The sequence below is a fragment of the Actinoallomurus spadix genome, assembly GCF_024055725.1.
Classification (GTDB): domain Bacteria; phylum Actinomycetota; class Actinomycetes; order Streptosporangiales; family Streptosporangiaceae; genus Actinoallomurus; species Actinoallomurus spadix.
Window position 1 is genome coordinate 250119 of record NZ_JAMXMX010000010.1, and the last position, 26334, is coordinate 276452.

The following is a 26334-nucleotide window of genomic DNA, read 5'->3' on the forward strand; positions in this document are numbered from 1 at the left end:
TGCCAGGGGAGAGAACTCCTATGCCGGCCATCGTGCTCGTCGGCGCCCAGTGGGGTGACGAAGGCAAGGGCAAGGCCACCGATATTCTCGGCGGCGACGTCGATTATGTCGTCCGATACCAGGGCGGAAACAACGCGGGGCACACCGTCGTCATCGGCGACCAGTCCTACGCTCTGCATCTGCTCCCGTCAGGGGTGCTCTCCCCGGACGTCGTCCCGGTCATCGGGAACGGCGTGGTCATCGACCCGGGAGTGCTGCTGGAGGAGATCGATGGCCTGCGGGCGCGCGGGGTGAGCTGTGATCGCCTGCTGATCTCGGCCAACGCGCATTTGATCATGCCGCACCACAAGGCCCTCGACAAGGTGAGCGAGCGGTACCTCGGCAAGGCCCGGATCGGCACCACCGGCCGCGGGATCGGCCCGGCGTACGGCGACAAGATCGCCCGCATGGGCATCCGCGTGCAGGACCTGCTCGACCCCGGCATCCTGCGCCAGAAGCTCGAGCTCGCGCTCCGGGACAAGAACCAGATCCTCGCCAAGGTGTACAACCGGCGTGCCATCGAGATCGATCCGATCATCGAGGAGTACATCGCGTACGGCGAGCGGCTGCGCCCGCACATCGCCGACACCGCCCTCGTGATCAACAAGGCGCTCGAACAGGACAAGCTGGTCCTGCTGGAGGGCGCCCAGGGCACCCTCCTCGACGTCGACCACGGGACGTACCCCTTCGTGACCTCCTCCAGCCCCACCTCGGGCGGGGCGTGCGCGGGCTCGGGCGTCGGCCCGACCCGCATCACCAGGGTGATCGGCATCCTGAAGGCGTACACCACCCGCGTCGGCTCCGGGCCGTTCCCCACCGAGCTGCTCGACGAGACGGGCGACTGGCTGCGCACGACCGGCGGCGAGTACGGCGTGACGACCGGCCGGAACCGCCGCTGCGGCTGGTTCGACGCGGTGATCGCCCGGTACGCCACGCGCGTCAACGGCGTGACCGACTACTTCCTCACCAAGCTCGACGTGCTGTCGGGTCTGGAGCGGATCCCGGTCTGCGTGGCGTACGACATCGACGGCGAGCGCTGCGACGAGCTCCCGATGACCCAGACCGGCTTCCACCACGCCAAGCCGATCTACGAGGAGCTGGACGGCTGGCAGGAGGACATCTCCGAGTGCAAGACGTTCGAGGACCTGCCCAAGAAGGCGCAGGACTACGTCCGGGCGCTGGAGGAGATGTCGGGGGCTCAGATCAGCGCCATCGGCGTCGGTCCCGGCCGTGACCAGACGCTTCAGCTTCGTTCACTGATCTGACAGAGCGACTTGACGGCCCTGACTCCTCAGGGCCGTCAAGTCGGGTGCGACCAGACCTTTATTCGGCCGGTCTTTTTTCGCATTGGCCTGGTACACCAAGATCACGGGCTGTAGTCTTTGCGACTTACTGAGTACTTGCCCCGAAATGTGGAGCGCTCGGGTTTTCCCCTTTCCACATCGAGGATCTGAGGAGCGATACATGTCGGCGGTCGCCTTCGTGTGCCTGACGGCCGGGCTCCTGGTCGCCGTGGTGCTGCTCGTACGGGAGCGGCAGATCTCCGGCCGGCTGCGCCGCCGGGCCGGCACGCTGGAGGAGACGGCGCGCATCCGTGACGAGGAGCTGCGCCACCTCGTGGCGGTCCGCGCCCCGGCCCTGGTGGAGTCCCTCTACGGCAAACCGGTGACGGTTCCCGGCCCGCGCAATCCGAGCTTCGCGGGAACCAGCGCCGAACAGGGCATCCGGGCGCTCCTGAACCTCTTCTCGGACCACGCCGAGCGCGCGAAGGAGCGCGCGGACCAGGCGGCCAAGGTCACGCTGAAGGCCATGATGCGCGCCGTGCAGAGCCTCGCCAACGAGCAGCAGCTGGCGATCTCCACCATGCAGGATCGCCACGACGACCCCGAGGTCCTCGAAGGCCTCATGCGGATCGACCACATGAACGCCCAGATCGGCCGGCGCGCCCAGGCCACCGCCGTGCTCTGCGGCTCCTGGCCGGGCCAGCAGCGGTCCGCCGCGGCGCTGGTCGACGTCGTACGCGGCGCGACCTCCCGCATCCGCGACTACCTGCGCGTCCAGGTCCAGCCGCAGTCCAACGTCGCCGTCGTCAGCCGCGTGGTCGAGCCGGTGGTGCTGGCGGTGGCCGAACTCCTGGACAACGCCGCCCGCCACTCCCAGCCGAACACGAGCGTCGAGGTCAACTTCCGGCAGGCGCACAACGGCGTCGCCATCGTGGTCGACGACGCCGGCGTCGCCATGGACGCGGAGGAGATCCAGCGGGCCGAGCGGCTGCTGTCCGGCCGGGAGTCCGTGGACATCAACCGTCTCGGCGACCCGCCGCAGGTCGGCTTCGCCGTCGTCGGTGTGCTGGCCGCGCGGTACGGCTTCCGGGTGTCCGTCGACAGCAGTTCGCCGTACGGCGGAGTCCGCGCCGTACTCTTCCTCCCCACCGAGCTGCTCACCCACGTCGACGCCGAGCCGGCCCCCGCGGGGAGCGAGCCGCAGCCCATACGCGCCGGCGCCGATCGTCCCGCGCCGGTCCTCCCGGCCCCGCCCGCCGTGCCGAGCGCACCGGCCCTGCCGGCCCCGCCCGTCGTGCCGAGCGCACCGCCGGTGCCGAGCGCGTCGACCTCGACCGGCGCGCCGGCCCTGTCCGGCCAGGGTCCGTCGCCGACGCGGGAGGAACGCCAGGTCACCGCGAACGGCCTGCCGAAGCGCCGGCGCGTCACCACCACGGGCGAGCAGCCCATGCCCTCGTCCGAGCCGGCGCCCTCCACGCGCCCGCCGCGTGACATCGCCGCCGGGATGGGCGCCTGGCAGCGCGGTACCCGAGCCGGCCGCGCCACTGGTACTCCGGAGTCCGAAGGGAATTTCGCCGAATGACGCAGGACGCGAACAACAAGCTCGGCTGGATGCTCGACGATGCCCTGAAAATGCCGGAAACGCGGCACGCCATCCTGCTGTCCGCGGACGGCCTGCTGATGGCCTACTCCGAGCGGATCAGCCGGGACGATGCCGAACGCCACGCGGCGGGCATGTCCGGGCTGCAGTCCCTCGCCCGCAGCTCCGCGGAGTTCTGCGGGAACTCGCGTACCACCTGGCGGCAGACCGTGACCGAGTTCGACGACGGATACGTCTTCCTCGTCGCCGCCGGCCCCGGCGCGTACCTCGCGGTCTCGACGACGGAGCGCGTCGACATGGAGGCCATCTCGTTCCGCCTGCAGGAACTCGTCCAGCGCCTGGGCAAGGAGCTGACCGCTCCGCCGAGACAGACGGGGGCCGGCGCATGAACGAGCGGAGCGAGCGAACGACGAGCACGGCGTCTCCGGTCGCTCCTCCGGCGAAGGAGGGCGCATGACGTATCGACGGGGACGGGCGCTCGTCCGGCCGCACGTGGTGACGGGCGGGCGCGCCCGCCCGACCCGCAACATCTTCGACCTCGTCACGCTCGTCATGGCCGCGCGCTCGGACGTGAGCGGCCTCAGCCCGGAGAAACGCCGGGTCCTGGAGCTGTGCCGGGGCGGCGCCCTCTCGGTGGCCGAGGTCGCGGGTCACCTCTCCCTTCCCATCAGCGTCACCAAGGTCCTCCTCTCCGACCTGGTGGACAGCGGCCACATCGTGACCCGGGTCGGCGGCATGGACGACGGCGAGACCTCGACCCGGCTTCTCCAGGAGGTGCTCGATGGACTCCGCGCTCGTCTCTGACGGCACTTATGTGCGCGACACCGTACGGACCTCGGTCAAGCTGCTGATCGTCGGTCACTTCGCCGTCGGCAAGACGACGATGGTCGGCACGTTGTCGGAGATCCGGCCGCTGCGCACCGAAGAGCGGATGACGCAGGCCGGCGCCCTGATCGACGACCTCGCCGGAGTGCCCGACAAGGAGACGACCACCGTCGCGATGGACTTCGGCCGGCTGACGCTGAGCGAAGAACTCGTGCTGTACCTGTTCGGCACCCCGGGGCAGCACCGGTTCACCCAGCTGTGGCACGACCTGTCGCGCGGCGCCCTCGGCGCCCTCGTGCTCGCGGACACCCGGCGGCTGGAGCAGTCCTTCGACATCATGAGCTTCCTCGAGGAGCAGAAGCTCCGTTACGCCGTCGCCATCAACCGGTTCGACGGCGCGCCGGTCTTCAGGGAGGAGGAGCTGCGTGAGGCCCTCGACCTGCTGCCCTCGACGCCGCTGATCTTCTGTGACGCCCGGAACCGCGCGTCCTCGACCCGCGCGCTGATCACCCTGGTCGAGTACCTCATCGCGGTGCAGAACGGGAGCATCCGTGAGTTCTGAGACGCGCAGGGACGCGTTCGCCACCGGATGCCCCGCCCACGGCGGGCGGACGCCGCTGTACGGCCCGGAGTTCGCCGCCCGCCCCCGGCAGGTCTACGACGCGCTGCGCCGGTACGGCGCGGTGGCCCCCGTCGAGCTGGCCCCGGGTGTTCCGGCGTCCCTCGTCATCTCGTACAACGCGGCGCTCGACGTGCTGCGCGACCCCGTCACCTTCCCGAAGGACGCCCGCCGGTGGCAGCGGAGCGTCCCGTCCGACTGCCCGGTCCTGCCGTTCATGATGTACCGGCCAGCCGTCAACCTGACGGACGGCGCGGCGCACACCCGGCTGCGCGCGGCCATCGCCGATGGCCTGTCCAGGATCGACCCGAACACCGTGCGCGAGTCCGTCGAGCGCAACGTCGACACGCTCATGCGAGGCTTCTCCGAGAAGGGCTCGGTGGACCTGCGCGCCGAGTACGCCCTGGTGCTGCCCATGCTGGTGTTCAACGAGATCCTGGGCTGCCCGCCCGAGATCGGGGAACGCATCGTCACGGGCATGCGGGGTGTCGTCGAGAACGTCGACGCGGCAGACAACAACCAGCTCGCGGTCAAGGCCGTGGCCGAACTGGTCGCGCTCAAGCGCGCCCGGCCCGGCCAGGACCTGACGTCCTGGCTGATCGAACACCCGTCCGGGCTCACCGACCAGGAGGTGATCGAGCAGATCTTCCTGCTCGTGGGCCTCGCCACCGAGACGGAGCAGAACCTCATCGTCAACGCGCTCCTCCTGCTGCTGTCCGACGACCGGTTCGCCGGTGACCTGTCGGGCGGCAACCTGCCCGTCGAGGACGCGCTCGAAGAGGTCCTATGGGCCGACCCACCGGTGGCGAACTGGGCGATCAGCTACCCCACGCAGGACGTCGCCCTGCACGGTGTCCTGCTGCCGGCGGACCAGCCGGTCGTCATCGGCTTCGCGGCCGCCAACACCGACCCGGCTGCCATGTCTATGAGCCGGGCGGGCAACCGCGCCCACCTGGCCTGGGGTGCCGGTCCGCACAAGTGCCCGGCGCAGAGCCAGGCGCGAACGATCGCCTCGATCGCCATTGAGAGGGTGCTCGACGCGCTGCCGGACCTCGAACTGGCCGTCCCCACGAGCGGGCTGGAGTGGCGGCCCGGGTTCGCCCAGCGCGCCCTGGTCTCGCTGCCGGTGCGCTTCGCGCCCGTCCACATTCCGCCGCGTCCGACCCCCGGCACCCAGGGGATGGGCCGGGCGGGCGGTCTCGCGGCGGCGCTGCTCGACGCCGGTCCCCGGCGCAGCAACCCCCTGACCCGCTGGTGGCGCGGCGAGTGAACCTCCGCCGGGATTGATCCGCCCGCCCCGTACGCCCGGGTGACCCCCGTACGGTACGAAGGCCGCCGAACGGGCCCGTACGCTGTGACGGATGGAGATCCAAGGACACCGCGGGGCGCGGGGACTGTGGCCGGAGAACACCATCGCGGGGTTCGCCAGAACCCTCGAACTCGGCGTCGACGTGCTCGAACTGGACGTCGCGCTCACTGCGGACGGGGTTCCGGTGCTCCATCACGACCAGGCGCTGAACCCCGGGACCGTACGGGACCGGGGGCCGTGCCGGCCCGGCGACCCGCTCTACCCCTACGCCGGCCGGCCGATCCGGGAGCTCACCCTCGCGCAGGTCAAGACGCTCGACGCGGGGATCCTGAACACGCGGTTCGAGGCGACGCAGACGCCGATCCCCGGCGCGGAGGTGCCGACGCTGGCGGAGCTGTGCGAGCTCGTCGCCCCGCACGACGTACGCCTGTCCGTCGAGATCAAGACCGACCCATCGTGGCCGGACATCGAGACGATCACGGTCGCGGCCGTGAAGGTGCTGGAGTCGTACGGACTGCTGGAGCGGGTGCGGCTGCTGGCGTTCGACTGGCGGGTGCTGGGCGTGGCCCGGGAACTGCTGCCCGGCGGGCAGCGCGTCGCGCTGGTCGAGCCGGACACGCTCGACGCGTCGTGGATGGCCGGGCGGGACCCGGCGGGCGGACTGATCGCCGCCGCGGCCGACGCCGGGGCGACCATGCTCTCCCCGAAGCGGGTCATGGTCGTCCCGGAACTGGTCGCGGCGGCGCACGCGCGTAACCTGCGGGTCGTCCCCTGGACGGTCAACGATCCGGCCGAGATGCGGCGGCTCATCGCCTTCGGCGTGGACGCGATCGTCACCGACTACCCCGACCGTCTCCGTACGGTGCTGGGCCGCTGAACGCTCGGCGGGTCAGAGCCAGCCGTTGCGGCGGAAGCCGCGATAGAGAACGAAACAGGCCGCCGCGATGACGCCCACGGCGAGCAGGTAGCCGTACTTCCAGTGCAGCTCCGGCATGTGGTCGAAGTTCATGCCGTACACCCCGGTGATCGCCGTGGGCATCGCGAGGATCGCCGCCCACGCGGAGATCTTGCGCATGTCGTGGTTGTCGGTGACGGTCACCTGGGTGAGGTGCGCCTGAAGGATCGGGGTGAGCAGCTCGTCGCAGGACTCGACCTGCTCGCGTACGCGGGCGAGGTGGTCGTCGACGTCGCGGAAGTACTCCCGGATCTCGGCCGGGACGAACCGGCGGGCGGCGAGGTTGCGCAGGGGGCCGGACAGCGGGCCGACGGCGCGCTTGAGCTGGATGACCTCGCGCTTCAACCGGTAGATGCGCTCGGCCTGGTTGGTGGCGTCGGCGGAGAAGACGTTCTCCTCGACCTCGTCGATGTCCTGCTGGACGGCGTTGCCGACGCAGATGTAGTCGTCGACGACCCGGTCGATGATGGCGTGCAGGACGGCGGCGGGGCCGAGGGCCAGCCGCTCGGGGTTGTCCTCGAGACGCTGCCGGACGGGCGCGAGCGCGCCGTGCTCACCGTGCCGCACGGTGACGATGAAGTCGGGCCCGCAGAAGATCATGATCTCGCCGGTGCGCACGGTCTCCGTGCCACCGCGCTCGACGTATCCGACCGTCTTCATGACGACGAACTGCACGTCGTCGTAGCGTTCGAGCTTCGGCCGCTGGTGGGCGTGGACGGCGTCCTCCACGGCGAGCGGGTGCAGGCCGAACACCTCCGACAGCCGCTCCAGCTCGGCGGCGTCGGGCTCGTGCAGCCCGACCCAGACGAAGCGGCTGCGCGGCTCGGCGCCCTCCGGAAGGTCGTCGGGGGCGCGGACCAGCTCGACGGCCTCGGCGAGACTGGTGGTGCCGACGCGCTCGCCGTCGACGTACGCCGCCCAGTCGATGAGGGCGGACCGCTGGTTGATCGACTCACCGGCCGCGATGCGACCGGGACGGGCGAGCGGCTTGAACAGGACGCGGGTCGCGCGTCCGGGGCGAACCCTGGTCATGGCCATGAGGGATCCTTCCCTGGCCCGGCCGCACGCGCGACGGCGCGCGTCGACCCGAGATCAGAGCGGGGAGCGCGCGCCGGAGGCGGCCGGACGCCGAGTAGAGGTGGTCGGACTGTGAGGAGGCTCGGCGTTACTGCAAGGATCGCCAGGACTCATTTCGACCACCTCCTTCGGTCAGGGGCGTCAGAGCGCGGCCTCTGAGGTTACACCGGGAAATAAGGACGCCCGGCGGCGCCCGCCGGTTCACAGGTTTCCCGGATTATTTCGGAAATCACGCGTCCGGTCCCGTGGAGGATCAACGCCGCGGCCCCACCGCTCCTTCCCTCGCCTGCCCGCAGACCCGGGTGCGCCGCGACTTCCCTCGCCGGCCCGGGAAACGGGAGATCTCGGTAGGCTTCCCTGCGTGCGAGTCCTCGTTCTCGGCTCGGGCGGGCGCGAACACGCGCTGATCCGCTCCCTTGCCCAAGACCCCGACGTCACCGCGCTGCACTGCGCCCCCGGAAACGCCGGCACCGGCGCGCTCGCGGACAACCATGTCCTGGATCCCACCGATCCGGTCGCCGTGGTCGAGCTCGCGCAGCGCCTGGCGGTGCAGCTCGTCGTGATCGGCCCCGAGGCGCCGCTGGTCGCGGGTGTGGGCGACGCTCTGCGCCGGGCCGGGTTGCTGTGCTTCGGCCCCGACGCCGCCGCGGCGAGGATCGAGGGCTCGAAGGCGTTCGCCAAGGAGATCATGGCGGCGGCCGGTGTCCCGACCGCCGACTCCCGGGTGTGTGAGAGCACCGACGGCGTGAACGCCGCGCTGGACGCGTTCGGGCCGCCGTACGTCGTGAAGGACGACGGCCTGGCCGCCGGCAAGGGCGTCGTCGTCACCGAGGACCGTGCGATCGCCGCGCGGCACGCCGCCCAGTGCGAGCGGGTCGTCATCGAGGAGTTCCTCGACGGCCCGGAGGTCTCGCTGTTCGCGCTGACCGACGGGACGACGGTCGTCCCGCTGCTGCCGGCGCAGGATTTCAAGCGAGCCTACAACGACGACCAGGGGCCCAACACCGGCGGCATGGGCGCCTACACGCCGCTGCCCTGGGCGCCGGCGGGCCTGGTCGACGAGGTCGTGCAGACGATCATCCAGCCGACCGTCGACGAGCTGCGGCGCCGCGAGACCCCGTACACCGGCGTGCTGTACGCCGGGCTCGCGCTGACGTCGAAGGGCGTCCGGGTGATCGAGTTCAACGCGCGGTTCGGCGACCCGGAGACCCAGGTCGTCCTGGACCGGCTGGCGACCCCGCTCGGTTCGCTGCTGCAGGCGTGCGCGGTCGGCGGGCTGGGGTCGGCCCCGGCGCTGGAATGGCGGCCGGGCGCGGCGGTCACCGTCGTGGTCGCGGCGGAGAACTACCCGGGCAGGCCCACCGTCGGCGACCCCATCGCCGGGCTGGAGGAGGCCGACGCGGTGGAGGGCGCGTACGTCCTGCACGCGGGCACCAAGCTGGAGCGGGGCCTGCCGGTCTCGGCCGGTGGGCGGGTGCTCGACGTGGTCGGCACCGGCCCGGATCTGGCCGCGGCCCGCGCGGCGGCGTACACCGCGGCGGAGCGGATCCGGCTGCGCGGCGCGCACTACCGCACGGACATCGCCGCCAAGGTCTGACGTCCTCATCATCGTGGCGGCTCTCCTGACGGAACGGAGAAGTTGATCTAGAGTCCGGTGTTGATCTTGGTCCTCCGGAAGGGATGACTGTCATGCGCCGTTCAGCCGGACTCACCCTGGCCACGCTCCTCCTGACGGCCGGTACCTGCGGCACCGCCCTCGCCGGGACCCCGGCCCGCGAACCGGGCACCGCCCCGCGAACCGCCACCGGCACGGCACGGGCCGCCACCGGCACGGCACGGGCCGCCACCGGCACGGCACGGGCCGCCACCGGAAGGGCGCGAGCCGCCACCGGAAGGGCGCGGGCCGCCGCTCTCACCCGGCTGCACGCCACCTCGTCCCACGCGTTCGTCGACTCCGCCGGGACGACCCACCTGCTGACCGGCCCGAACATCCAGCCGGTCTGGGACGCCCACGACACGGGCACCTGGGGGCAGTCGACGTACGACTCGATCAAGGCCAAGGGCTTCACCGCGGTCCGCATGGTCCTGTTCTGGGACATGTTCCAGCCGACCGAGGCCGAGTGGAACGAGACGGCGTTCGCCACCCTGGCCACGGCGGTCACGCGGGCGAAGGCCGCCGGTCTCTACGTCATCCTCGACTGCGTCCACATGTCCGGCGGTAACGACGGCCAGGAGCACGTGCCCGGCTGGGCGCAGGTCACGCCCGACGACACGACCGAGGGCCTGGACGCGGTGGTCGAGAACGGCCTGGGCTTCCTGCAGACGATCGCCAACCGGTACCAGGACGAGCCGGCGATCGCGGCGTACGACCCGGTCAATGAGCCGTTCCGCTCCTCCACGAGGTCCGCGCGACTGCTGTCCGACTACACGAAGATCGTGAACGCGATCCGCGCCAAGGACGGCGTCACGAACATCATGCTGGAGCCGTCGTACGGCGACTCGAAGGTGCCCGCCTCGTCGTTCTCATCGTTCACGCCGACGAACCGCGGCAACCTCATCTGGTCGGTCCACGACTACTACAACGGGGCCGCCAAGAGCGGCTACACGAACGGCTACGACAACTCCACCGGCCTGGGCATGGTCCCGAACCCCTCCGACGGCACCACCGGCTACAACTCCGCGAACAAGGCCGGGCTCGCCTCCCACCTGCAGGTCCAGCTCGACCTGGCCAAGACGGAGGGCCTGCCGGTCTGGATCGGCGAGTTCGGCATCGGCGCCGGCGCCACCGGCCACGACCAGTACGTCAAGGACAAGGTCGCGCTCTACAAGTCCAAGGGCCTGGACTACGCCTGGTGGGAGTACTCCTCCGGCAACGGGAGCGGGCCGTTCAGCATGGTCGACGCGAATGAGAACTGGCGGTCCTGGGTGAGCTACCTGTTCTGACCCCTGGGACACTGGAAGGGTGATCGAGCGCTACACCCTTCCGGAGATGGGCCGCGTCTGGAGCGACGCGCACAAGTACGAACTGTGGTGCCGGGTCGAGACCCTGGTGCTCGAGGCGCACGCGAAGGCGGGCACCGTCCCGGCGGACGTCGTCGAGCCGGTGCGCGCCGCCCCGCCGCCGACCCCCGAGCGGGTCGCCGAGATCGAGGCGACGACCCAGCACGACGTGATCGCGTTCCTGTCCGCGTGGGCCGACAACACCAGGCCCCGCGAGGCCGCGGCGTACGTCCACTTCGGCATGACGTCCTCGGACCTGCTCGACACGGCCCTCGCGGTGCAGCTCGTCGAGGCGACCGACATCCTCCTCGCCAAGGCCGACGCCCTCGTCGCGGCGCTGCGCGACCACGGACTGGCGCACCGCGACACGCTGCGCGTCGGCCGTACCCACGGCATCCACGGCGAGCCGGACGTCTGGGGGCACCGGGTCGCCGACTTCGCGTTCGCGATGGCGCGCTCCCGTGACCGGCTGCGCCGCGCCCGTGCGGCCGTCGGGGTCTGCGCGATCTCCGGCGCCGTCGGCACCTACTCCAACATCGACCCGGAGGTCGAGCGGTACGTCGCCGCCGAGCTCGGGCTCACCCCGGCCGACGTGTCCACCCAGGTGGTGATCCGCGACGGCATCAGCGAGTGGGTCTCCACGCTCGCGATCATGGCCACGGTCTGCGAGGCGATCGCGCTGGAGGTCCGCCACGGCCAGCGCACCGAGGTCCGTGAGCTGTGGGAGCCGTTCGGGAAGGGCCAGAAGGGCTCCTCCGCGATGCCGCACAAGAAGAATCCGATCATCTCCGAGCGCCTGGCCGGAATGGCCCGGATCGTGCGCGCCCAGGTGGTCCCGGTCCTGGAGGGCATCCCGCTGTGGCACGAGCGGGACATCTCGCACTCCTCCACCGAGCGGATCGCGCTGCCCGACGCCGCCATCGCGCTCGACTACATGCTCAACCTGACACACCGCCTGGTCACCGGCCTCGTCGTCGACGCCGAGCGGATGCGCGCCAACCTCGAGTCGACCGGCGGGCTGATCTACACGAGCACCGTCCTGCTGGAGCTCGTCAACGCCGGGATGTCCCGCGACGACGAGGCGTACCCCCTCGTGCAGCGCGCCGCGATGGAGACCTGGGAGACCGGGACGCCGTTCCGCGAGACTCTGCGTACCCAGGCGGCCGCGGCGGGGCTGACCCTCGACGAGGCACGGCTCGACGAGGTCTGCCGGCCGGAGCGGTACGTCGAGCGCCTCGACGGCGTCTTCCAGCGCCTCGCCGCCCTGAGCTGACGCGGGAGAAATGCGATCATGGTGGGGTACGAAGGGAGCTCCGCCATGACCGCCGTCGTCCGCGAGCTGAACGTCTATCCCATCAAGAGCGCCGGCGGCACGCCGCTGACCCGCGCCGAGCTCCTCCCGGAGGGGTTCCAGCACGACCGGGCGTTCATGCTGATCCGCCCGGACGGGCGGCACCTGTCGCAGCGGGAGATCCCGCGCATGGCGCTGCTGCGCCCGTCGTACGACGGCGTGAAGCTGACCGTGGGTTTCGCCGGGACCGGGCCGGACGCGCCGCTCGGCCACGCGGTCCCGGCCGACGGGCCGGTGCTGGACGTCACGGTGCACGGCAACCCCTGTGCGGGCGTCGACCAGGGCGACGAGGCCGCGGAGTGGTTCACCGCCGCGCTCGGCCGCGAGTGCCGCCTCGTCGGGTTCACCGGCCGGCGCCCGACCAAGGTCGGCGGCGGCACGGTCCGGTTCGCCGACGAGTTCCCGCTGCTCATCGTCTCAGTGGAGTCTCTGGCGGAGCTGAACTCCCGCCTCGACGAGCCCCTGCCGATGAACCGCTTCCGGCCCAACATCGTGGTGGAGGGCCTCGGCGCGTGGGGCGAGGACTCCGTGCGCTCCCTGCGGATCGGCGAGGTCGAGCTGGAGCTGGTCAAGCCCTGCGCCCGGTGCGTGATCACGACCACCGACCAGGAGACCGCCGTCAAGGGCCGGGAGCCGCTGCGCACCCTGGCGACCTACCGGACCCTGGTGTTCCCGGACGGCGACCGCGGCGTCATCTTCGGCCAGAACGCCGTCCCCCGCGCCCTCGGCGCCATCGCCGTCGGCGACGCCGTGGAGGCCACCCGGCGCGACTGAGCGGTGCCGGGCGGGTCGTGTCCCCATAACGGACACGCTGCCCGGCGGCCGCACCGGGCGTCACCGCCCGCCTCACCGCCGTACGGCGGGCACGGCGCGCCGCAGATACCACACGCACCCGTGGGTATGCTCATGGCTCAGGTTCGTACAAGTGAAACGCTGAACGCATCGGCCAGCCCGGTCGCCGAGGTCCGCGAGGCCCCAACAAACCTGCGGCCCGCCGCATCTAACAAATCGGCGCTACCACGCCAGACCGGAAGTTTCGGTCATGCCACGGAGCGCCCGATGGAATACTGGGGCCGCCCGTGTCACACGCGCGGCACTCGTGACCCGCCGACCGACCGAGCGGGCAGTCTAACTTCACCGCAGCCAAAGGAGCACCGGCGATATGAGCTTGGGCCACGAGGTCCGTTACCGCGTGCGGGGCGGCGCCGAGTTGAACGGCACCGTGTTCGTCCAGGGCGCCAAGAACGCCGTCCTGCCGATGATCGGCGCCTCCCTGATGGCGGCCGAGGGGCGTACGGTCCTCCGGAACGTGCCGATCATCGAGGACGTGAAACGCGCGGTCGAGCTGGCCCAGGCGGTCGGCGCGAAGGCCGAGCTGCACGAGGCCGAGCGCACCCTGGTGATCGACGCGTCGCAGCTGACCAGCCCGGTCCTGCCCGAAGAGATCGCCTCGCGGTTCCGTGGCTCGTTCCTGTTCGTGCCGGCCCTGCTGCACCGGCTCGGTGAGGCGGTGATCGAGGGCGTCGGCGGGTGCAACCTCGGCAGCCGCAACCTCGACTTCCACTACAACGGTTTCAAGCGCATGGGCGCGACCGTCACCGAGCAGGTGAGCGACGACGGCCGCGGCAGCATCCACGTCAAGGCCGGGCAGCTGCAGGGCGGCACGCTCTACCTCGACACGCCGTCGCACACCGGCACCGAGAACCTCCTCATGGCCGCCTCGCTCGCCGAGGGAACCACGCTGATCAAGAACTGCGCCCTCGAGCCCGAGGTCCTGGACGTCATCCAGCTCCTGCAGCGGATGGGCGCGCGCATCACCGGCGGCGGCACCGGCTTCATCACCGTCGAGGGCGTCGACCGCCTCACCGCGGTCCAGCACACGGTGATGCCCGACCGCATCGACGCGGGCGTGCTGGTGATGGCGGCCGCCGCGACGGGCGGCGAGATCAGCCTGGTCGGCGCCTCGCTCGAGCACCTCGGCGTCGCCGCCGACAAGCTGGAGCAGATGGGCGTGGAGTTCGCGCAGGAGGGCGCCGTGCTGCGCGTCCGCCGCGACCGGCCGCTGCGGCCGATCAACGTGATCACCGACGAGTACCCCGGCTTCGCCACCGACCTCCAGTCGCCGATCATGGCGCTGTCCTGCCTCGCCGACGGGCCGAGCTACATCTACGAGCGCATCTTCGACGGCCGGTTCAAGCTGGCCGACGAGCTGGTACGGATGGGCGCCGACATCGAGGTGAACGGCAACCGCGCCAAGGTCAACGGCGCGACGCCGCTGCGCGGGGCCGAGGTCGTCGCCCACGACCTGCGCACCGGCAGCGCGCTCGTGCTCGCGGGCCTCGTGGCGGAGGGCGAGACCACCATCACGAACGGCTACTACCTGGACCGCGGCCACTCGCACATCGCGGAGCGGCTGAACGCCCTGGGCGCGGACATCGAGCGCCTGGTCTGATCTCCGGCGCGTACGCCCCGTTCCGGCCCCGGTGTGAACTCCGGCCCGTGGCCGGGGCGGGGCGTACGACCGTAACGGACCAAAATGATCACAGCATTCCCGACCCGCACTGACCTAACCGGTTAGTAATATTCTCCTCACCGGACGCTCTCCACTAGTGGTTTTTCGACGCTCTCTTAACCGATTTCGCTAAGACGCGTCACATACCACGGGCCTCCGGCGATCTGCCCAATGAGGTGTTAGTTCACGGAGCTGGGGCGGACGACCAGATGAGGGGCGTCAGTGCGATGAGTCATGCGTTGGGTGAGGGCCGTGCGTCGACGGCCGCGAGCGAGGACCCGCGGCGGGTGGGACCGGCCGAAAGCCGCCTGGAGGCGCTACGGCGCCGGGAGGGGCGGACATGAGCGGACCTCGGGGCGGATCGGTGACGCCCGATCTGACCATCGGCGTCGTCGGACCACACGACCTGGTCGAGCGGGTCATGCTCATGGGCCACGGCCCCACTCCGGTGCCGAGCCGCCTCGTCGCGGCCGCGTACCGCGACGAGCAGGAGGCCGCGGACAAGGTCGTACGGCTCGGGTCGGGGGTGGACGTCTGCCTGTTCGCCAGCCCGGTCCCGTACGAGTTCGCGCGTAAGGCCGGCGTCCTCACGATGCCGGCGACCTTCGTTCCCCTGAACGGCGCCGCGCTGCAGGGGGCGCTCCTGCGCGCCGCGCTCGACGAGAACCACGAACCGTCGCGCGTCAGCATCGACGTGCTGAGCCGCGCGGAGGTCGAAGAGGCGTACGGCGAGATCAATCTCAGCACCGAGCACGTGCACTTGCGGGAGGAGGCGGCCGGACCGGGGACCCTGGCAGCCTTTCACGAGCGTTTGTGGCGCCGCGGCGCCACAAGTGTCGCGCTCACTTGCGTGCACGCGACGGCGGAGCGGCTCGAACTGGCCGGCGTGCCGACGCTCCGCATCCGGCCGACGGGCGCGGCGATCCGGTCCGCGCTGCAGACCTCGGCGCTGCTCGGCGCCCATCACCGGCTGGAGGAGTCCCAGCTCGTCGTCGTGGTCGTGGACGTTCCCACGCTGCGCGAGACGCCGCGGCGCGTCACGCCGCGCTACTGGCGCGAGGAGCTGAAGCTGTCGCTGCAGCGCCTCCTCCTCCAGGAGGCGCACCGGATGAGCGCCGCCGTCTGGCCGCTCGACGACCACAGCTACCTCGTCACCGCGACGCGCGGCTCGATCACGGCCGCGACCGAGGGGTTCCGCACGCCGCCGTTCGTCGAGCGGGTCCGGGAGGAGCTGGGGCTGGCCGTCGAGGTCGGCATCGGCATGGGCCGTACCGCCCAGGAGGCGGAGACGCACGCGCGGGCGGCGCTGGCCCGCTCGCAGACGTCGCAGCGGGCGCAGGGCTTCGCGCTCGACCGGGACGGCCGGGCGCTCGTGCCCGCCCCGCGGACCCCGCCGCGCGCTCCGGCGCCGGCCAAGCCGAAGGGCCTGGAGATCCTCGCCCGCCTGGCCGACAAGCTCGGTGACCAGCCGGGCGAGGAGGGTCCCGACGGCCGGCAGCCGCTCATTGTGGACGCGGAGAACGCCGGGAAGATGCTCGGCGTCACCCCGCGCACGGCCCGGCGGCTGCTGCGGACGCTGGTGGAGGAGGGCCTCGCCTGGCCCCTGCCGCCGAACCGCACCCCGCAGCCGGGCCGTCCCCGGCAGCTTTACCGGCTGATCGTCGAGAAGCTCGGGCCGAAGACCGGCTGATCCGCCGGCTGATCCGCCGGCCGTTCCGTCAGCCGGCCTGTCAGCCGATCTGTCAGCCGGATTGTCAGCCGATTTCGTCGCGCGGTGGGCCGCCCGGACGTCCCGGGACGGCCCACAGCGCGGCGCGGACCTCCGCGACGATCCCGGATGCGGGATCCGGGGGCTGCCCGGGCAAGCGGCCCCTTCGGGCATGACCGAATCCGGCCACTTCAGCGCGTTCCCTCAACGCCACGAGGGCGGCGAACGTCGCATACGTAGTGTCGGGCCCCCGGCGCTCTCCGTCGTTCGAACCAAGGAACGTCATGGACGGAAACCGAACGGTTCCCGGATACCGGCAGATCCGCGTCCTCGGCCAGGGCGCGTCGGGCACGGTCGTCCTGGCCGTGCACGAGGCGACCGGCACGCCCGCCGCCATCAAGTACCTGTCGGAGGAACTCAGGGCCGACGCCGAGTTCCTCGACCGGTTCCGGGCGGAGGCGCGGCTGATGGCCGAGCTGGCCGATCCCCACGTCGTACGCCTGTACGAGTACTACGAGACGCCGGCGACCGCCGCCTTCGTCATGGAGCTCGTCGACGGCGTCACGCTCAAGGACGTCCTGAGGACCCAGGGCCCCACGGGCCCGGAGGCCGCCCTGGTGGTCCTGAAGGGCTCGCTGCGCGGCCTGGCGGCCGCGCACGCCGCCGGCGTCGTCCACCGTGACTACAAGCCCGCCAACGTCCTCGTCGGCGACGACGGCGAGAGCCGGCTCGCGGACTTCGGCATCGCGGTCCGCGCGGACGAGCACGCCGCCGCCTCCGGCACGCCCGCCTACATGGCGCCCGAGCAGTGGACGACCGGCGCCGTCGGGCCGGCCACCGACGTGTACGCCGCCACCGGCGTGTTCTACGAGTGCCTCACCGGCGAGCGCCCGTACCCCGTCGACGGGCTGTGGGCGCTGGCCGCCGCGCACCGGCTCGACCCGATCCCGGTCGAGCGGGTGCCCCCGGAGCTGCGCGGACTGGTCGCGCGCGGCCTCGCCAAGGCCGCGGCCGACCGGCCGGCGTCGGCCGAGGCGTTCCTCGCCGAGCTGGAGGACGCGGCGCTCGCGGGGTACGGCCCGGGCTGGGAGGAGCGGGGCCGGGTCCGCCTCGCGGCCCTCGCCGCCCTGCTGGCATACCTGTTCCCGCTCGCCCGGCCGATCACCGCGGGCGGCACGGCCCTGGCGCTGACCCGCCTGGGGAGGAGCCGGCTCATGGTCGTGGCCGGGATGGCGGTGGGCGCGATCGTGGCGGGCGGCGGCGGGGCGTACGTCCTGGCCGACTCCCACCACCGCCTCGGCGTCGGCGCGGCCGCCACCTCGACGCCGTCCGTGGTGGCCGAGCCGAACCCCTCCCCGAGCGAGACCGAGTCGCCGTCGCCGAGCCCGACGCCGTCGGACAGCCCCACGCCGGCCGCGTCGCCGCCCACATCCGGGACGACGTCGCCACCGGCCCCCGCGTCCCCCGGCGCGACCACTCCGGCGAAGGGCCCGACCAAGCCGGTGGTGGTCGTCCCGAAGCCCACGCCCAAGCCCGTGAAGAGCACGCCCACGACGGTCACGGGCCTCAGCGTCGACGGCGTCACCGTCGGCGCCGCCGCGAACGGCGCCGCCCCGAACCGCGCCGCCGCCGCGGCCTCGGGTTACGTGGTGACGGCGACCGTCACCGTGACGGTCAGCGGCCCCGGGACCGTGGGCGTCACGGTGGTCTTCGCCTCCGGGGAGCAGTCCGTGTCCGGCGAGGCGAGCGTCGAGGGGGCCGGCAGCCACCAGGTGACGGTGACGCGGGAGCTCGGGCAGTGCGTCCGGGTGGTGACCGCCGACGCCTCGTCGGGCGGTCGTTCGGCCGGTGGAAAGGGGCAGTGCCCCGCGGTGGGGGACTGAGCCATGGACGAGACCCGGCGCGACATGGACGAGACCCGGCGCGACGTCGGCGAGACGTGGCGCGACCGGGGTGAGACGGGCCACGGTTCCGACGAGACCCTGCCGTCGGCGACCGGCGGATCCGACGACCTCCTGCCGTACGCGGTGCCGGAGCGGTCCCGGGACGGCCGCGGCCCGGGATTCGGGGACACCGGGGACACCGGCGCCTCGCGGCCCGGGGACGCCGCGACGCTGCGGTTCGGGCCGGGCGTCCCGGCGGAGGTCGCGAAGAGGTGGAGCGGGGCCGGACGGCGCCGGCGGCTCGGGCGCCGGATCGCCGGCGGTCTGCTGACCCTGGGCGTCGCGGTGCTCGCCGGCCTGATCGTGTGGTGGCTGCTGCGCGGCGGTCCCGGGGTCGCCGTGACGGGCGTGAGCGTGAGCGCGCCGGCCACGACGCAGTCCTGCGACACGACCGTACGACTCGTCGGGACGATCCGGACCAACGGCGGCTACGGCGACGTCAGGTACCGCTGGCGGCGCAGTGACGGCCAGGTCTCCGGAGTCCTGTCCGAGAGCATGCGCAAGGGGCAGCGCTCGGTCCAGGTCCCGCTGCGCTGGACCGTGAAGGGCGAGGGGACCCTGCACGCGGTCGCGACCCTGGAGATCGTCGGGTCGGACGGGACCGGCCCGCAGGCCTCCGGCGCCTTCGAGTACGTCTGCGGCTGAACGACCGTTCCGGCGCGATCCGTGGGGTCAGGGGCCGGAAAAGGGCGTGGCGCGGAGAACGCCCCAGCCACTACCGTGTAATGAGCCATGACCACACAGACTCATGACTCCCGCTCGCCGCTGACGTGGGCGACCCTGTCGATCGTGTACGTCGTCTGGGGCTCGACCTACCTCGGCATCCACTACGTCGTCCAGACGATGCCGCCGCTGGTCAGCGCCGGGCTCCGGTTCGTCGTCGCGGCCGTCGTGCTCGGCGCCGTCCTGGTGATCCTGCGCGGCCCCTCCGTGCTGCGCGTGCCGTGGCGCCGTCTCGGCACCGCCGCCCTCGTCGGCCTGTTGCTGCTGACCGGCGGCAACGGCATGGTCGGCATCGCGGAGCAGCACATCTCCTCGGGCCTGGCCGCGCTGCTCGTCGCGAGCGTTCCGCTGTGGCTCGTCGTGTTCCGGGTGGCCACCGGCGACCGCCCGCCGGTCACGACGGTCGCGGGGGTGCTCGTCGGCTTCGGCGGGCTGGCGCTGCTGACCCTCACCCGCGGCGGCGGCTCGGGCGACGTGACCGGCGTGGTGGTGGTCCTGGTCGCCTCACTGTCGTGGTCGATCGGATCGTTCCTGTCCTCCCGGCTGCCGATGCCGGAGAACCCCTTCGCCGCGAGCGTGTACGAGATGGCCGCGGGCGGTGTCGCCCTGCTCGCCGCCGGCTTCGGGCGCGGCGAGACGCTGCACCTCGGCGAGGTCTCGCGGGCGTCCTGGCTGGGTCTGGCCTACCTGATCGTCTTCGGCTCGCTCGTGGCCTTCACGTCGTACGTGTGGCTGCTCGGCAACGCCCCGATCTCCCTCGTCGGGACGTACGCCTACGTCAACCCTGCGGTGGCGGTGCTGCTCGGCGTGGCGTTCGCGGGCGAGCACGCGACGTGGACGATCCTCGCCGGCGGACTGGTCATCATCCTGGGGGTCGGTCTCGTCGTGTCGACGGAGCGCCGCCCCCGTACGGACGCGGAGCCGGGTCCGGCGGCCGGGAGCGAACCGGCCGCCGAGCCAGCGGCTCAGGAACGGCCGCGGTAGGCCTCCGCGACGGCGAGGAAGGCGTCGTTCTCCTCGGGCGCGCCGATCGAGACGCGCGCGCCCTCGCCGGGGAACGGCCGGACGCTGACCCCGGCGGCGTCGCAGGCCGCGGAGAAGTCCATGGTGTCCTCCCCGAGGCGCAGCCACACGAAGTTCGCCTCGGTGGGCGGCACCGTCCAGCCCTGGCCCAGCAGCGTGTCGCGGACCCGCTCGCGCTCCTTGACGGTCGCCTCGACGCGTTCGAGGAGCTCGGCCTCGGCCTCCAGGGACGCCACCGCGGCCACCTGGGCGACGGAGCTGACCGTGAACGGCAGGTAGGTCTTGCGCACCTGCTCGGCGATGTGCGGCTGGGCGACCATGAAGCCGATCCGCAGGCCCGCCAGCCCGTACGCCTTGGAGAAGGTGCGCAGGACCGCGAGGTTCGGCCGGTCGCCGTAGAGCGTGAGCCCGTCCGGGACCTCGGGGTCGCGGATGTACTCGTGGTAGGCCTCGTCGAGCACGACGAGGCAGTCCTCCGGCACCCGGTCGAGGAACGCCTCCAGCTCCGGGCGCCGCACGACCGTGCCGGTCGGGTTGTTCGGGTTGCAGACGAAGATCAGGCGGGTCCGGTCGGTGATGGCGTCGGCCATCACCCGCAGGTCGTGGGTCTCCTCGGCCAGCGGCACGCGGACCGAGGTGACGCCGGCCAGGTCGGCGAGGGTGGGATAGGCCTCGAAGGACCGCCAGGCGTACACGACCTCGACGCCCGGCTCACCGACGGCCTCCAGCAGCATCTGGGCGACGCCGACGGACCCGCAGCCGACGGCGACATGCTCCGGGGGCACGCCGAACCGCCCGGCGATCGCCTCGACCAGCGCGACGCAGCCGTTGTCGGGGTACCGGTTGACGAGCCCGCCCGCGCCGCTGATCGCCTCGAGCACCGAGGGCAGCGGCCCGTACGGGGACTCGTTCGAGGACAGCTTGAACGACCGGCCCTCCGGTGACCGGGCGACCTTGCCGGGCTTGTACGCGACGTAGTCGTCGAGCACGGAACGGAAACGTGGACTGCGCTGCTCGGACACCCTTGTCCTCCCGGGACGGAGACGTACGGCCTCACTGTACGAAGCGAGGCGGGTCCCTGTCGCCACCAGGGCTTAGGCCTAGGAGCATCACTTGGTTCTCCTGCGGGCGTCCGCTCCACTGTCACATTCGGTCCAGGGCGGCGGCCATGAGCATCACCGCGGATGAGAGACCGCCGAAGAGAACGACCGCCGAGGCGGCAAGAGCGAGGCCGGGCTTGAGCAGGCGGCGCATTACCAGATAGCCCACCATGGTGGCCAGAAAGGCGAGCAGGGGAAGCCAGGGAACGAACAGCGACGTCGCACCCACAAGGAAGGCGCTGAGCAGAGAGGCCGCCACCCTGGCAGGTCCCTTGAGATCACGGCCGGTGAGCGCGTAAGTGACGGCCCCGGCGAGCACGGAACTGCCGACGAGCATCGCGATCATGAGCAGGTCGTCGAGGTTCATGGGTAGCCTCCGGTCTGGTGGATTCGCTGAAATGCGTTTGCTGCTCTGTATGATCCTGACCCGAGGCAAAAAGTTTGATCAACGGCTTCTGGAAATCCGCGTGCGAGGCGCCCTGGTCGAGCAGGGCGCGCACCGCCGCGTGCTAGGCGAGCGCCTCGAGTTCACGGATGAGCGCGCAGATGGCGATCACGCGGACGGTCTCGAAGTCGAACGCCTCGTCCGGCCACCAGCCGCGCTCGATGGCGGCGTCGGTGAACTCGTCGAGGTACTCCCGGAGGAACTGCGGGGTGAGTTCCCGGCCGGCCCCCGCGACGAGGTCGCGGATCGCCGCCGCGTGCTGGTCGACCGCGGCGGCGAGTCCCGGCAGACGTCCCATCGCCGCCACGCCGTCCTCGCCGACCTCGTCGATCATCTGGCGTACGAGCTCGCGTGCAACGTCCTCAGGCATGGCAGGAAGGTACCAAAACCGGACAAATGCCTCGTCAACAGCCCGGTCGCATCATCGGCGGGTGCAGTGACTCGGCGCTGCCCCGGCGGTAAAGGCGCGCGGGCCGCCCGCCGTCCCGCGTCGTCGTGCGGTCCGTCGGCACCAGGAACCCCTCGGCCTTCGTCACCTTCCGGTGGAAGTTCCGGGGATCGAGCGGCGTGCCCCACACGATCTCGTACACCCGCCGCAGCTCCGCGACCGTGAACTCCGGCGGGCAGAACGCCGCCGCGAGCGGGGAGTACTCCAGCTTCGCGCGGGCCCGCTCGACCCCGTCGAGGAGGATGCGGCGATGGTCGAACGCCGCCTTGTCGCGCTCGGTCAGGTCCCCGACCGGCTCCCACAGCACCTGCGCCCGGCTGGAGGCCGGCAGGTCCGGAGCGAGCCCCAGATACGCCACGCTGACCACCCGCTGCCGCGGATCGCGGTCCGGGTAGCCGTAGGTCGCCAGCTGCTCCAGATGCACCCGCACCCCGGCCAGGCCCGCCCGCTCGGCCATCAGCCGCTGGGCCGCGACGGGCAGGTCCTCGTCGAGTTGCACGAACCCGCCGGGCAGGGACCAAGCCCCGGGGGACGGCGGCCGGTCCCGGCGCCAGACGAGCGCGCACAGCCGATGCTCGCGAACCGTGAGGACGACGAGATCGACGGTGACGGCCACCCGCGCGTCGGTCATGCCGTTACGCTATCGGGCCGCGCGGCCTCCGAGGGCCGAGAGCGAACGCTCCGGCCCTCATCACATCAGGCGGCGTTCCTCGCCGGCCCGTACGCGATCGAAGGTCGAATGGACGGCAGGAACAGCTTCGGGTGTGGCCGGGTTCGGAACCGACCGGCACATCCCGGTCACCAGTTCACGGGCAACGTCTCCGGGAAGCGCCAGATCGTGCGGCCGTCCCAGCGGATCTCGTTCTCCGGAACGGCGAGTTCGATGCCGGGCAGGCGGGTGACGAGCGTAGTGAGGACGGTCTCAAATACCAGGCGGGAGAAGTGTTGACCCACGCAGGCGTGCTGGCCCGCGCCGAACATCAGGTGTTTGGTGCCAGTCCGGGAGTCGTCGAACTCCGCCGGGCGCTCAAAGACGGCCGGGTCGCGGTTGCCGCTGGCATACGAGTAGACCACCGACTCTCCTGCCGCGATGGTCACGCCGTCGAAATGCACGTCTTCGAGCGCGACCAGCGCTGGGCCGAATCCGACGAGCACCTGGGTGTACCGGGCGGTCTCTTCGATGAATCGGGGGATGCCGGCCGGGTCGGAACGGAACCTCTCCACCTGCCCAGGGCGTGTCAGCATGGCGTAAAGGATGTCGCCGAGCAGCGCGTTCGTCGGGGCGATGCCGATCGCCAGCAGCTGGCCCAGAGCCGTAATGATCTCTCCGTCGGTCAGCCCGCCGGAGTCGGCTATCAACCGGCTCGCCATGTCGCCGCCCGGATGCGCGCGACGTTCCTGGAGCAGTCCGCCCAGATAGCCGAACAAGCCCTTCTTGGCTGCAGCGGTTTCCTCGTGCCGCTCCGGTTCCATGCTGAAGAGCGAGGTGGTCCACCTGCGGATGTCATCCAGCACCGGCCGGGGGATGTCCATAAGGCGGCCCATGACGGTCAGCGGGACCCTGGAGGACACGGTCTCGATGAGATCGCCCGGCCGGCCGTGCCGCACCAGGTCGTCGATGGCCGCTTCGACTACCTGCTGCACGACTTCGGAGTAGGCACGCATCCGCCGGTGGTTGATGCCCTTGCCGATCGACTCGCGCATCATGGCCGACCGCGGGAGGTCTTTGCGCTGTACGGCATCCGGCGGCACGATGAACGTCGGCGTGACGCGAGGCGGGTCCACGGTGACGCCCAGCGCTGCCCTGGTGAAGCGGGAGTCGTTGGTCACGGCCTGGATGTCCGAGTAGCGGGACAGCAGCCAAGCGGGATCGCCGTAAGGGAGTGTGATCCGGGTGATCGGCGCGTCCTCGAGGAGGACGGCAAGGTCGGCGTCGAGTTCCAGACCGTCGATGGCCTGGCCGATCACCGGTTTGGGGGAGGGCGTCACGACGACGCCTTTCCGCTGAGCGCCCGGGTCAGGGATGGCGCGTCGTAGGCGTTCTCCCAATGCTCGGTGATCAGCCCGTCGGAGAACCGCCATAGTCCGCAGAAGGGCATGGCGACCTCGCCGTCGACCGACGCGCGGAGCGTACCGAGAACCGCGCCGAATGATTCGTTGGCGTGAATTGCTTCGACGTCCATGAGCAGGGTTCCGCGGGTCGCATCGAGCAGCGCCCGCTCGTGGCGGAGGACAGCCTGCTTGCCCTGCACCGGGGAATAACCAGGCGCACGGTCGGCGGGGTGCAGCTTCACGTCCTCCGTCGCGTACTTCTCCAACAGACTGAAGTCCTTGTACAGCAGGCGAAGCGTTTCCGCGTTCGGGTGCGGGGTGTCGATGGTCATGCGGGCCTCCACGGCTTCATTCGGGCGGCGGCTTCCTCCACCTCACGCCACTGGTCATCCGTCAGCCGGACGTCGCGCGCTGCCATGTTCTGTTCCAGATGCGCGATCGAGGTGGTGCCGGGAATCAGGATGGTGTTGGGCGACTGGCGCAGCAGCCAGGCGAGGGCGAGCTGAGCGGCGGTGGCACCGAAGTCGGCAGCCACCTCGGCGAGACGGCTGCCGGAACCGACCAGGTCGCCGTGGCCGAGCGGGAACCAGGGGATGAAGGCAATGCCTTCCTCCTCGACGTGGCGCAGCACTTTCTCGCCGGCCCGGTCGGCCACGTTGTACAAGTTCTCCACAGCGACGATCTCGGTGATGGCACGCGCCGCTGTGAGCTGCTCGATGGTGATCTCCGGCTGTCCGGACAGACCGATGTGACGAATCTTCCCCTCGGCCTGCATGTCGGTCAGGGCACCCAGCTGATCCTCGAGCGGAACCGTGCTGTCGATGCGGTGCAGCTGGTACATACCGATCTGCTCGACGCCCAGGCGTAGCAGACTGACTTCGACCTGCTGACGCAGGTACTCAGGACGGCCACAGGCGACGATGTACGGAGTTGTTCCCTCGCCGTGCTGCCAGTCCGTCGGCCCAGAGCGCAGCATCCCACCCTTGGTAGCGATGATCAGGTCTTCAGGGTACGGATGCAGCGCCGCGCGGATGATCTCCTCGTTGTACCCCGGTCCGTAGGAATCCGCAGTGTCGATGAACGTCACACCGAGCTCCACGGCGCGCCGCAGAACGGCGATGGCCTCCTCGGGCCGCTCGGGCGGACCCCACATACCCGGCCCGGTCAACCACATGGCGCCATAGCCCAGCCGGTTGACCGGCGTCTCCCCACCGAGCAGGAACTCGTTGGCCGACGATGTCGATACGGTCATGATCAATCCTTTCACGAGTTACCGCGCCAGGTGCCCAGCACCATCTCCGCGGTGATACCAGGCCCGAATCCCGCCAGCAGGCCACTGGCACCGTCCGGGATGTCCTGCCTCTCGAACGTCCTGCGTAGCGCGTCGAACACGACGGCGGAGGCGATATTGCCGTACTCCCGCAATGTCTCCCGGCTGAGATCGAACTTTTCCGGCTTCACTCCGAGGTACATCGAAAGGTCGTCCAGAATGCGCGGCCCGCCGGCATGGATGACGTACACGTCAAGCTCGTCGACGTGCCGGCTATTCTCGGCCACGAATTTCTCCAATTCCGGCGCGATCTGCCGCATAGTGCCAGGCACTCGCTTATCCAGCCGGAAATGAAACCCTGTTTCTCGCACCTCGTACGAGATCCAATCCTCTGTGTCGGCGACAATCCGGGAACCCACCCTGTCGATCATCAGTCCAGGCCGGTCGTGCCCGGTCACCACACAGGCCGCTACGGCATCGCCGAAGAGGCCATTGGACAGCAGATTGCCGACCTCGAGATCGGACGGTTGATAGCACAGGGAGCAGAACTCACAGGAGACGACCAACACATTGGCGCCGGGATGGGCGACGGCGAAGTCGTACGCGCGTCCGAGCGCGGCGCCCCCGGCGGCACACCCCAGTTGAGCGATGGGTATCTGCACGGTGTCCGACCGGAAACCGAGATTGTTGATCATCCAGGTACTGAGCGGCGGCATGGTGAACCCCGTGCAGGAGACGACGACGATCGCGTCGATGTCCCCCGCCTCCAAGGCGGCGTTCCGCAGCGCCTCGTCGACCGCCGAAGGTATCCTGCGCGTCGCCTGCTCCACGTAGATTCTGGTGCGTTCAGTCAGCCCCGGATGGGTCAGAGTCGCCTCAATGGGCTGGACCAGATGTCGCTTCAGCACACCCGTGTTGCGAATGAGTCGCAAGGCCAGCCCCAGCCGTGGATGATCAGAATGAAGCCGCTGCGCCAATTCAAGAGTGTCGTCCAAGGTAATGACGTTCTCCGGCACTGCTAGAGCAGGCTTGCAGATAACGGGCATCCGAGC

General features: G+C 70.9%; 25 protein-coding genes. 16 read left to right on the forward strand and 9 right to left on the reverse strand.

Going from position 1 to position 26334, the window contains the following annotated elements; translation table 11 throughout:
• Window positions 1-20: 20 nt before the first annotated feature.
• The 7 genes from NE235_RS17755 (at window position 21) to NE235_RS17785 (ending at window position 6552) form a co-directional block, all read left to right on the forward strand.
• Window positions 21-1304, forward strand: a complete 1284-nt coding sequence (locus NE235_RS17755) for an adenylosuccinate synthase (RefSeq protein WP_252804214.1) — start codon at window positions 21-23, stop codon at window positions 1302-1304.
• Between the two features lie 199 nt (window positions 1305-1503).
• A complete protein-coding gene (locus NE235_RS17760) occupies window positions 1504-2904 on the forward strand; it encodes an ATP-binding protein (protein WP_252804216.1) in 1401 nt (466 codons plus the stop codon).
• Window positions 2901-3311 carry a roadblock/LC7 domain-containing protein gene (locus tag NE235_RS17765; RefSeq protein WP_252804218.1) on the forward strand — a complete coding sequence of 137 codons (411 nt, stop codon included), beginning with the start codon at window positions 2901-2903 and terminating at the stop codon, window positions 3309-3311. Before NE235_RS17760 ends, NE235_RS17765 begins: the two co-directional genes overlap by 4 nt.
• A 64-nt stretch (window positions 3312-3375) precedes the next feature.
• Window positions 3376-3726, forward strand: coding sequence for a DUF742 domain-containing protein (locus NE235_RS17770; RefSeq protein WP_252804220.1), 351 nt, complete (start codon window positions 3376-3378; stop codon window positions 3724-3726).
• Window positions 3704-4309 carry a GTP-binding protein gene (locus NE235_RS17775; RefSeq protein ID WP_252804222.1) on the forward strand — a complete coding sequence of 202 codons (606 nt, stop codon included), beginning with the start codon at window positions 3704-3706 and terminating at the stop codon, window positions 4307-4309. The genes NE235_RS17770 and NE235_RS17775 overlap by 23 nt, the downstream gene beginning before the upstream one ends.
• Window positions 4299-5636 (forward strand): cytochrome P450, encoded by a 1338-nt coding sequence (locus NE235_RS17780; protein ID WP_252804224.1) that lies wholly within the window; start codon window positions 4299-4301, stop codon window positions 5634-5636. Before NE235_RS17775 ends, NE235_RS17780 begins: the two co-directional genes overlap by 11 nt.
• A 91-nt stretch (window positions 5637-5727) precedes the next feature.
• Window positions 5728-6552, forward strand: coding sequence for a glycerophosphodiester phosphodiesterase family protein (locus tag NE235_RS17785; RefSeq protein WP_252804226.1), 825 nt, complete (start codon window positions 5728-5730; stop codon window positions 6550-6552).
• A gap of 12 nt (window positions 6553-6564) precedes the next feature.
• Here NE235_RS17785 and corA read toward each other — a convergent pair whose 3' ends face one another.
• A complete protein-coding gene (gene corA / locus NE235_RS17790; RefSeq protein ID WP_425542449.1) occupies window positions 6565-7668 on the reverse strand; it encodes a magnesium/cobalt transporter CorA in 1104 nt (367 codons plus the stop codon).
• A 400-nt stretch (window positions 7669-8068) separates the two neighbouring features.
• On the opposite strand from corA, the gene purD reads away from it, so the two are divergent.
• The 9 genes from purD to NE235_RS17835 all read left to right on the forward strand — a co-directional run bounded on the left by purD (window position 8069) and on the right by NE235_RS17835 (window position 19928).
• Window positions 8069-9304, forward strand: coding sequence for a phosphoribosylamine--glycine ligase (gene purD, locus NE235_RS17795; RefSeq protein ID WP_252804230.1), 1236 nt, complete (start codon window positions 8069-8071; stop codon window positions 9302-9304).
• Window positions 9305-9396: 92 nt separating this feature from the next.
• Window positions 9397-10650 carry a glycoside hydrolase family 5 protein gene (locus NE235_RS17800; RefSeq protein WP_252804232.1) on the forward strand — a complete coding sequence of 418 codons (1254 nt, stop codon included), beginning with the start codon at window positions 9397-9399 and terminating at the stop codon, window positions 10648-10650.
• A 19-nt stretch (window positions 10651-10669) separates the two neighbouring features.
• Window positions 10670-11980 (forward strand): adenylosuccinate lyase, encoded by a 1311-nt coding sequence (gene purB, locus NE235_RS17805; RefSeq protein ID WP_252804234.1) that lies wholly within the window; start codon window positions 10670-10672, stop codon window positions 11978-11980.
• Window positions 11981-12025: 45 nt separating this feature from the next.
• Window positions 12026-12832, forward strand: coding sequence for an MOSC domain-containing protein (locus tag NE235_RS17810; RefSeq protein ID WP_252804237.1), 807 nt, complete (start codon window positions 12026-12028; stop codon window positions 12830-12832).
• 388 nt (window positions 12833-13220) lie between these two features.
• Window positions 13221-14510, forward strand: coding sequence for a UDP-N-acetylglucosamine 1-carboxyvinyltransferase (gene murA, locus NE235_RS17815; protein ID WP_252804239.1), 1290 nt, complete (start codon window positions 13221-13223; stop codon window positions 14508-14510).
• A 466-nt stretch (window positions 14511-14976) separates the two neighbouring features.
• Entirely contained in the window at window positions 14977-16260 is a 1284-nt protein-coding gene (locus NE235_RS17820; RefSeq protein WP_252804310.1) for a transcriptional regulator, read from the forward strand.
• A 302-nt stretch (window positions 16261-16562) separates the two neighbouring features.
• Complete coding sequence (locus tag NE235_RS17825) at window positions 16563-18161, forward strand: serine/threonine-protein kinase (protein ID WP_252804241.1); 1599 nt, start codon at window positions 16563-16565, stop codon at window positions 18159-18161.
• Between the two features lie 3 nt (window positions 18162-18164).
• A complete protein-coding gene (locus tag NE235_RS17830; RefSeq protein ID WP_252804243.1) occupies window positions 18165-18866 on the forward strand; it encodes a hypothetical protein in 702 nt (233 codons plus the stop codon).
• An 87-nt stretch (window positions 18867-18953) separates the two neighbouring features.
• Window positions 18954-19928: an EamA family transporter gene (locus NE235_RS17835; RefSeq protein WP_252804245.1), complete on the forward strand. Its 975-nt coding sequence runs from the start codon at window positions 18954-18956 to the stop codon at window positions 19926-19928.
• Here NE235_RS17835 and hisC read toward each other — a convergent pair.
• The 8 genes from hisC to NE235_RS17875 all read right to left on the reverse strand — a co-directional run bounded on the left by hisC (window position 19910) and on the right by NE235_RS17875 (window position 26328).
• Window positions 19910-20989, reverse strand: a complete 1080-nt coding sequence (gene hisC / locus NE235_RS17840) for a histidinol-phosphate transaminase (RefSeq protein ID WP_252804247.1) — start codon at window positions 20987-20989, stop codon at window positions 19910-19912. The genes NE235_RS17835 and hisC overlap by 19 nt on opposite strands.
• A gap of 121 nt (window positions 20990-21110) precedes the next feature.
• Window positions 21111-21434 carry a hypothetical protein gene (locus NE235_RS17845; protein ID WP_252804249.1) on the reverse strand — a complete coding sequence of 108 codons (324 nt, stop codon included), beginning with the start codon at window positions 21432-21434 and terminating at the stop codon, window positions 21111-21113.
• Window positions 21435-21576: 142 nt separating this feature from the next.
• Window positions 21577-21882 (reverse strand): DUF6401 family natural product biosynthesis protein, encoded by a 306-nt coding sequence (locus tag NE235_RS17850; RefSeq protein ID WP_252804251.1) that lies wholly within the window; start codon window positions 21880-21882, stop codon window positions 21577-21579.
• 34 nt (window positions 21883-21916) lie between these two features.
• A complete protein-coding gene (locus NE235_RS17855; protein WP_252804253.1) occupies window positions 21917-22591 on the reverse strand; it encodes an NUDIX hydrolase in 675 nt (224 codons plus the stop codon).
• Between the two features lie 167 nt (window positions 22592-22758).
• Window positions 22759-23949 carry a cytochrome P450 gene (locus NE235_RS38225; protein ID WP_252804263.1) on the reverse strand — a complete coding sequence of 397 codons (1191 nt, stop codon included), beginning with the start codon at window positions 23947-23949 and terminating at the stop codon, window positions 22759-22761.
• Window positions 23946-24344, reverse strand: a complete 399-nt coding sequence (locus tag NE235_RS17865; protein WP_252804264.1) for a nuclear transport factor 2 family protein — start codon at window positions 24342-24344, stop codon at window positions 23946-23948. Before NE235_RS17865 ends, NE235_RS38225 begins: the two co-directional genes overlap by 4 nt.
• On the reverse strand, window positions 24341-25264 hold the full coding sequence (locus NE235_RS17870; protein ID WP_252804266.1) for an aldo/keto reductase: 924 nt from the start codon (window positions 25262-25264) through the stop codon (window positions 24341-24343). The genes NE235_RS17865 and NE235_RS17870 overlap by 4 nt, the downstream gene beginning before the upstream one ends.
• 11 nt (window positions 25265-25275) lie before the next feature.
• A complete protein-coding gene (locus NE235_RS17875) occupies window positions 25276-26328 on the reverse strand; it encodes a type III polyketide synthase (protein ID WP_289848769.1) in 1053 nt (350 codons plus the stop codon).
• Between the last annotated feature and the right edge of the window lie 6 nt (window positions 26329-26334).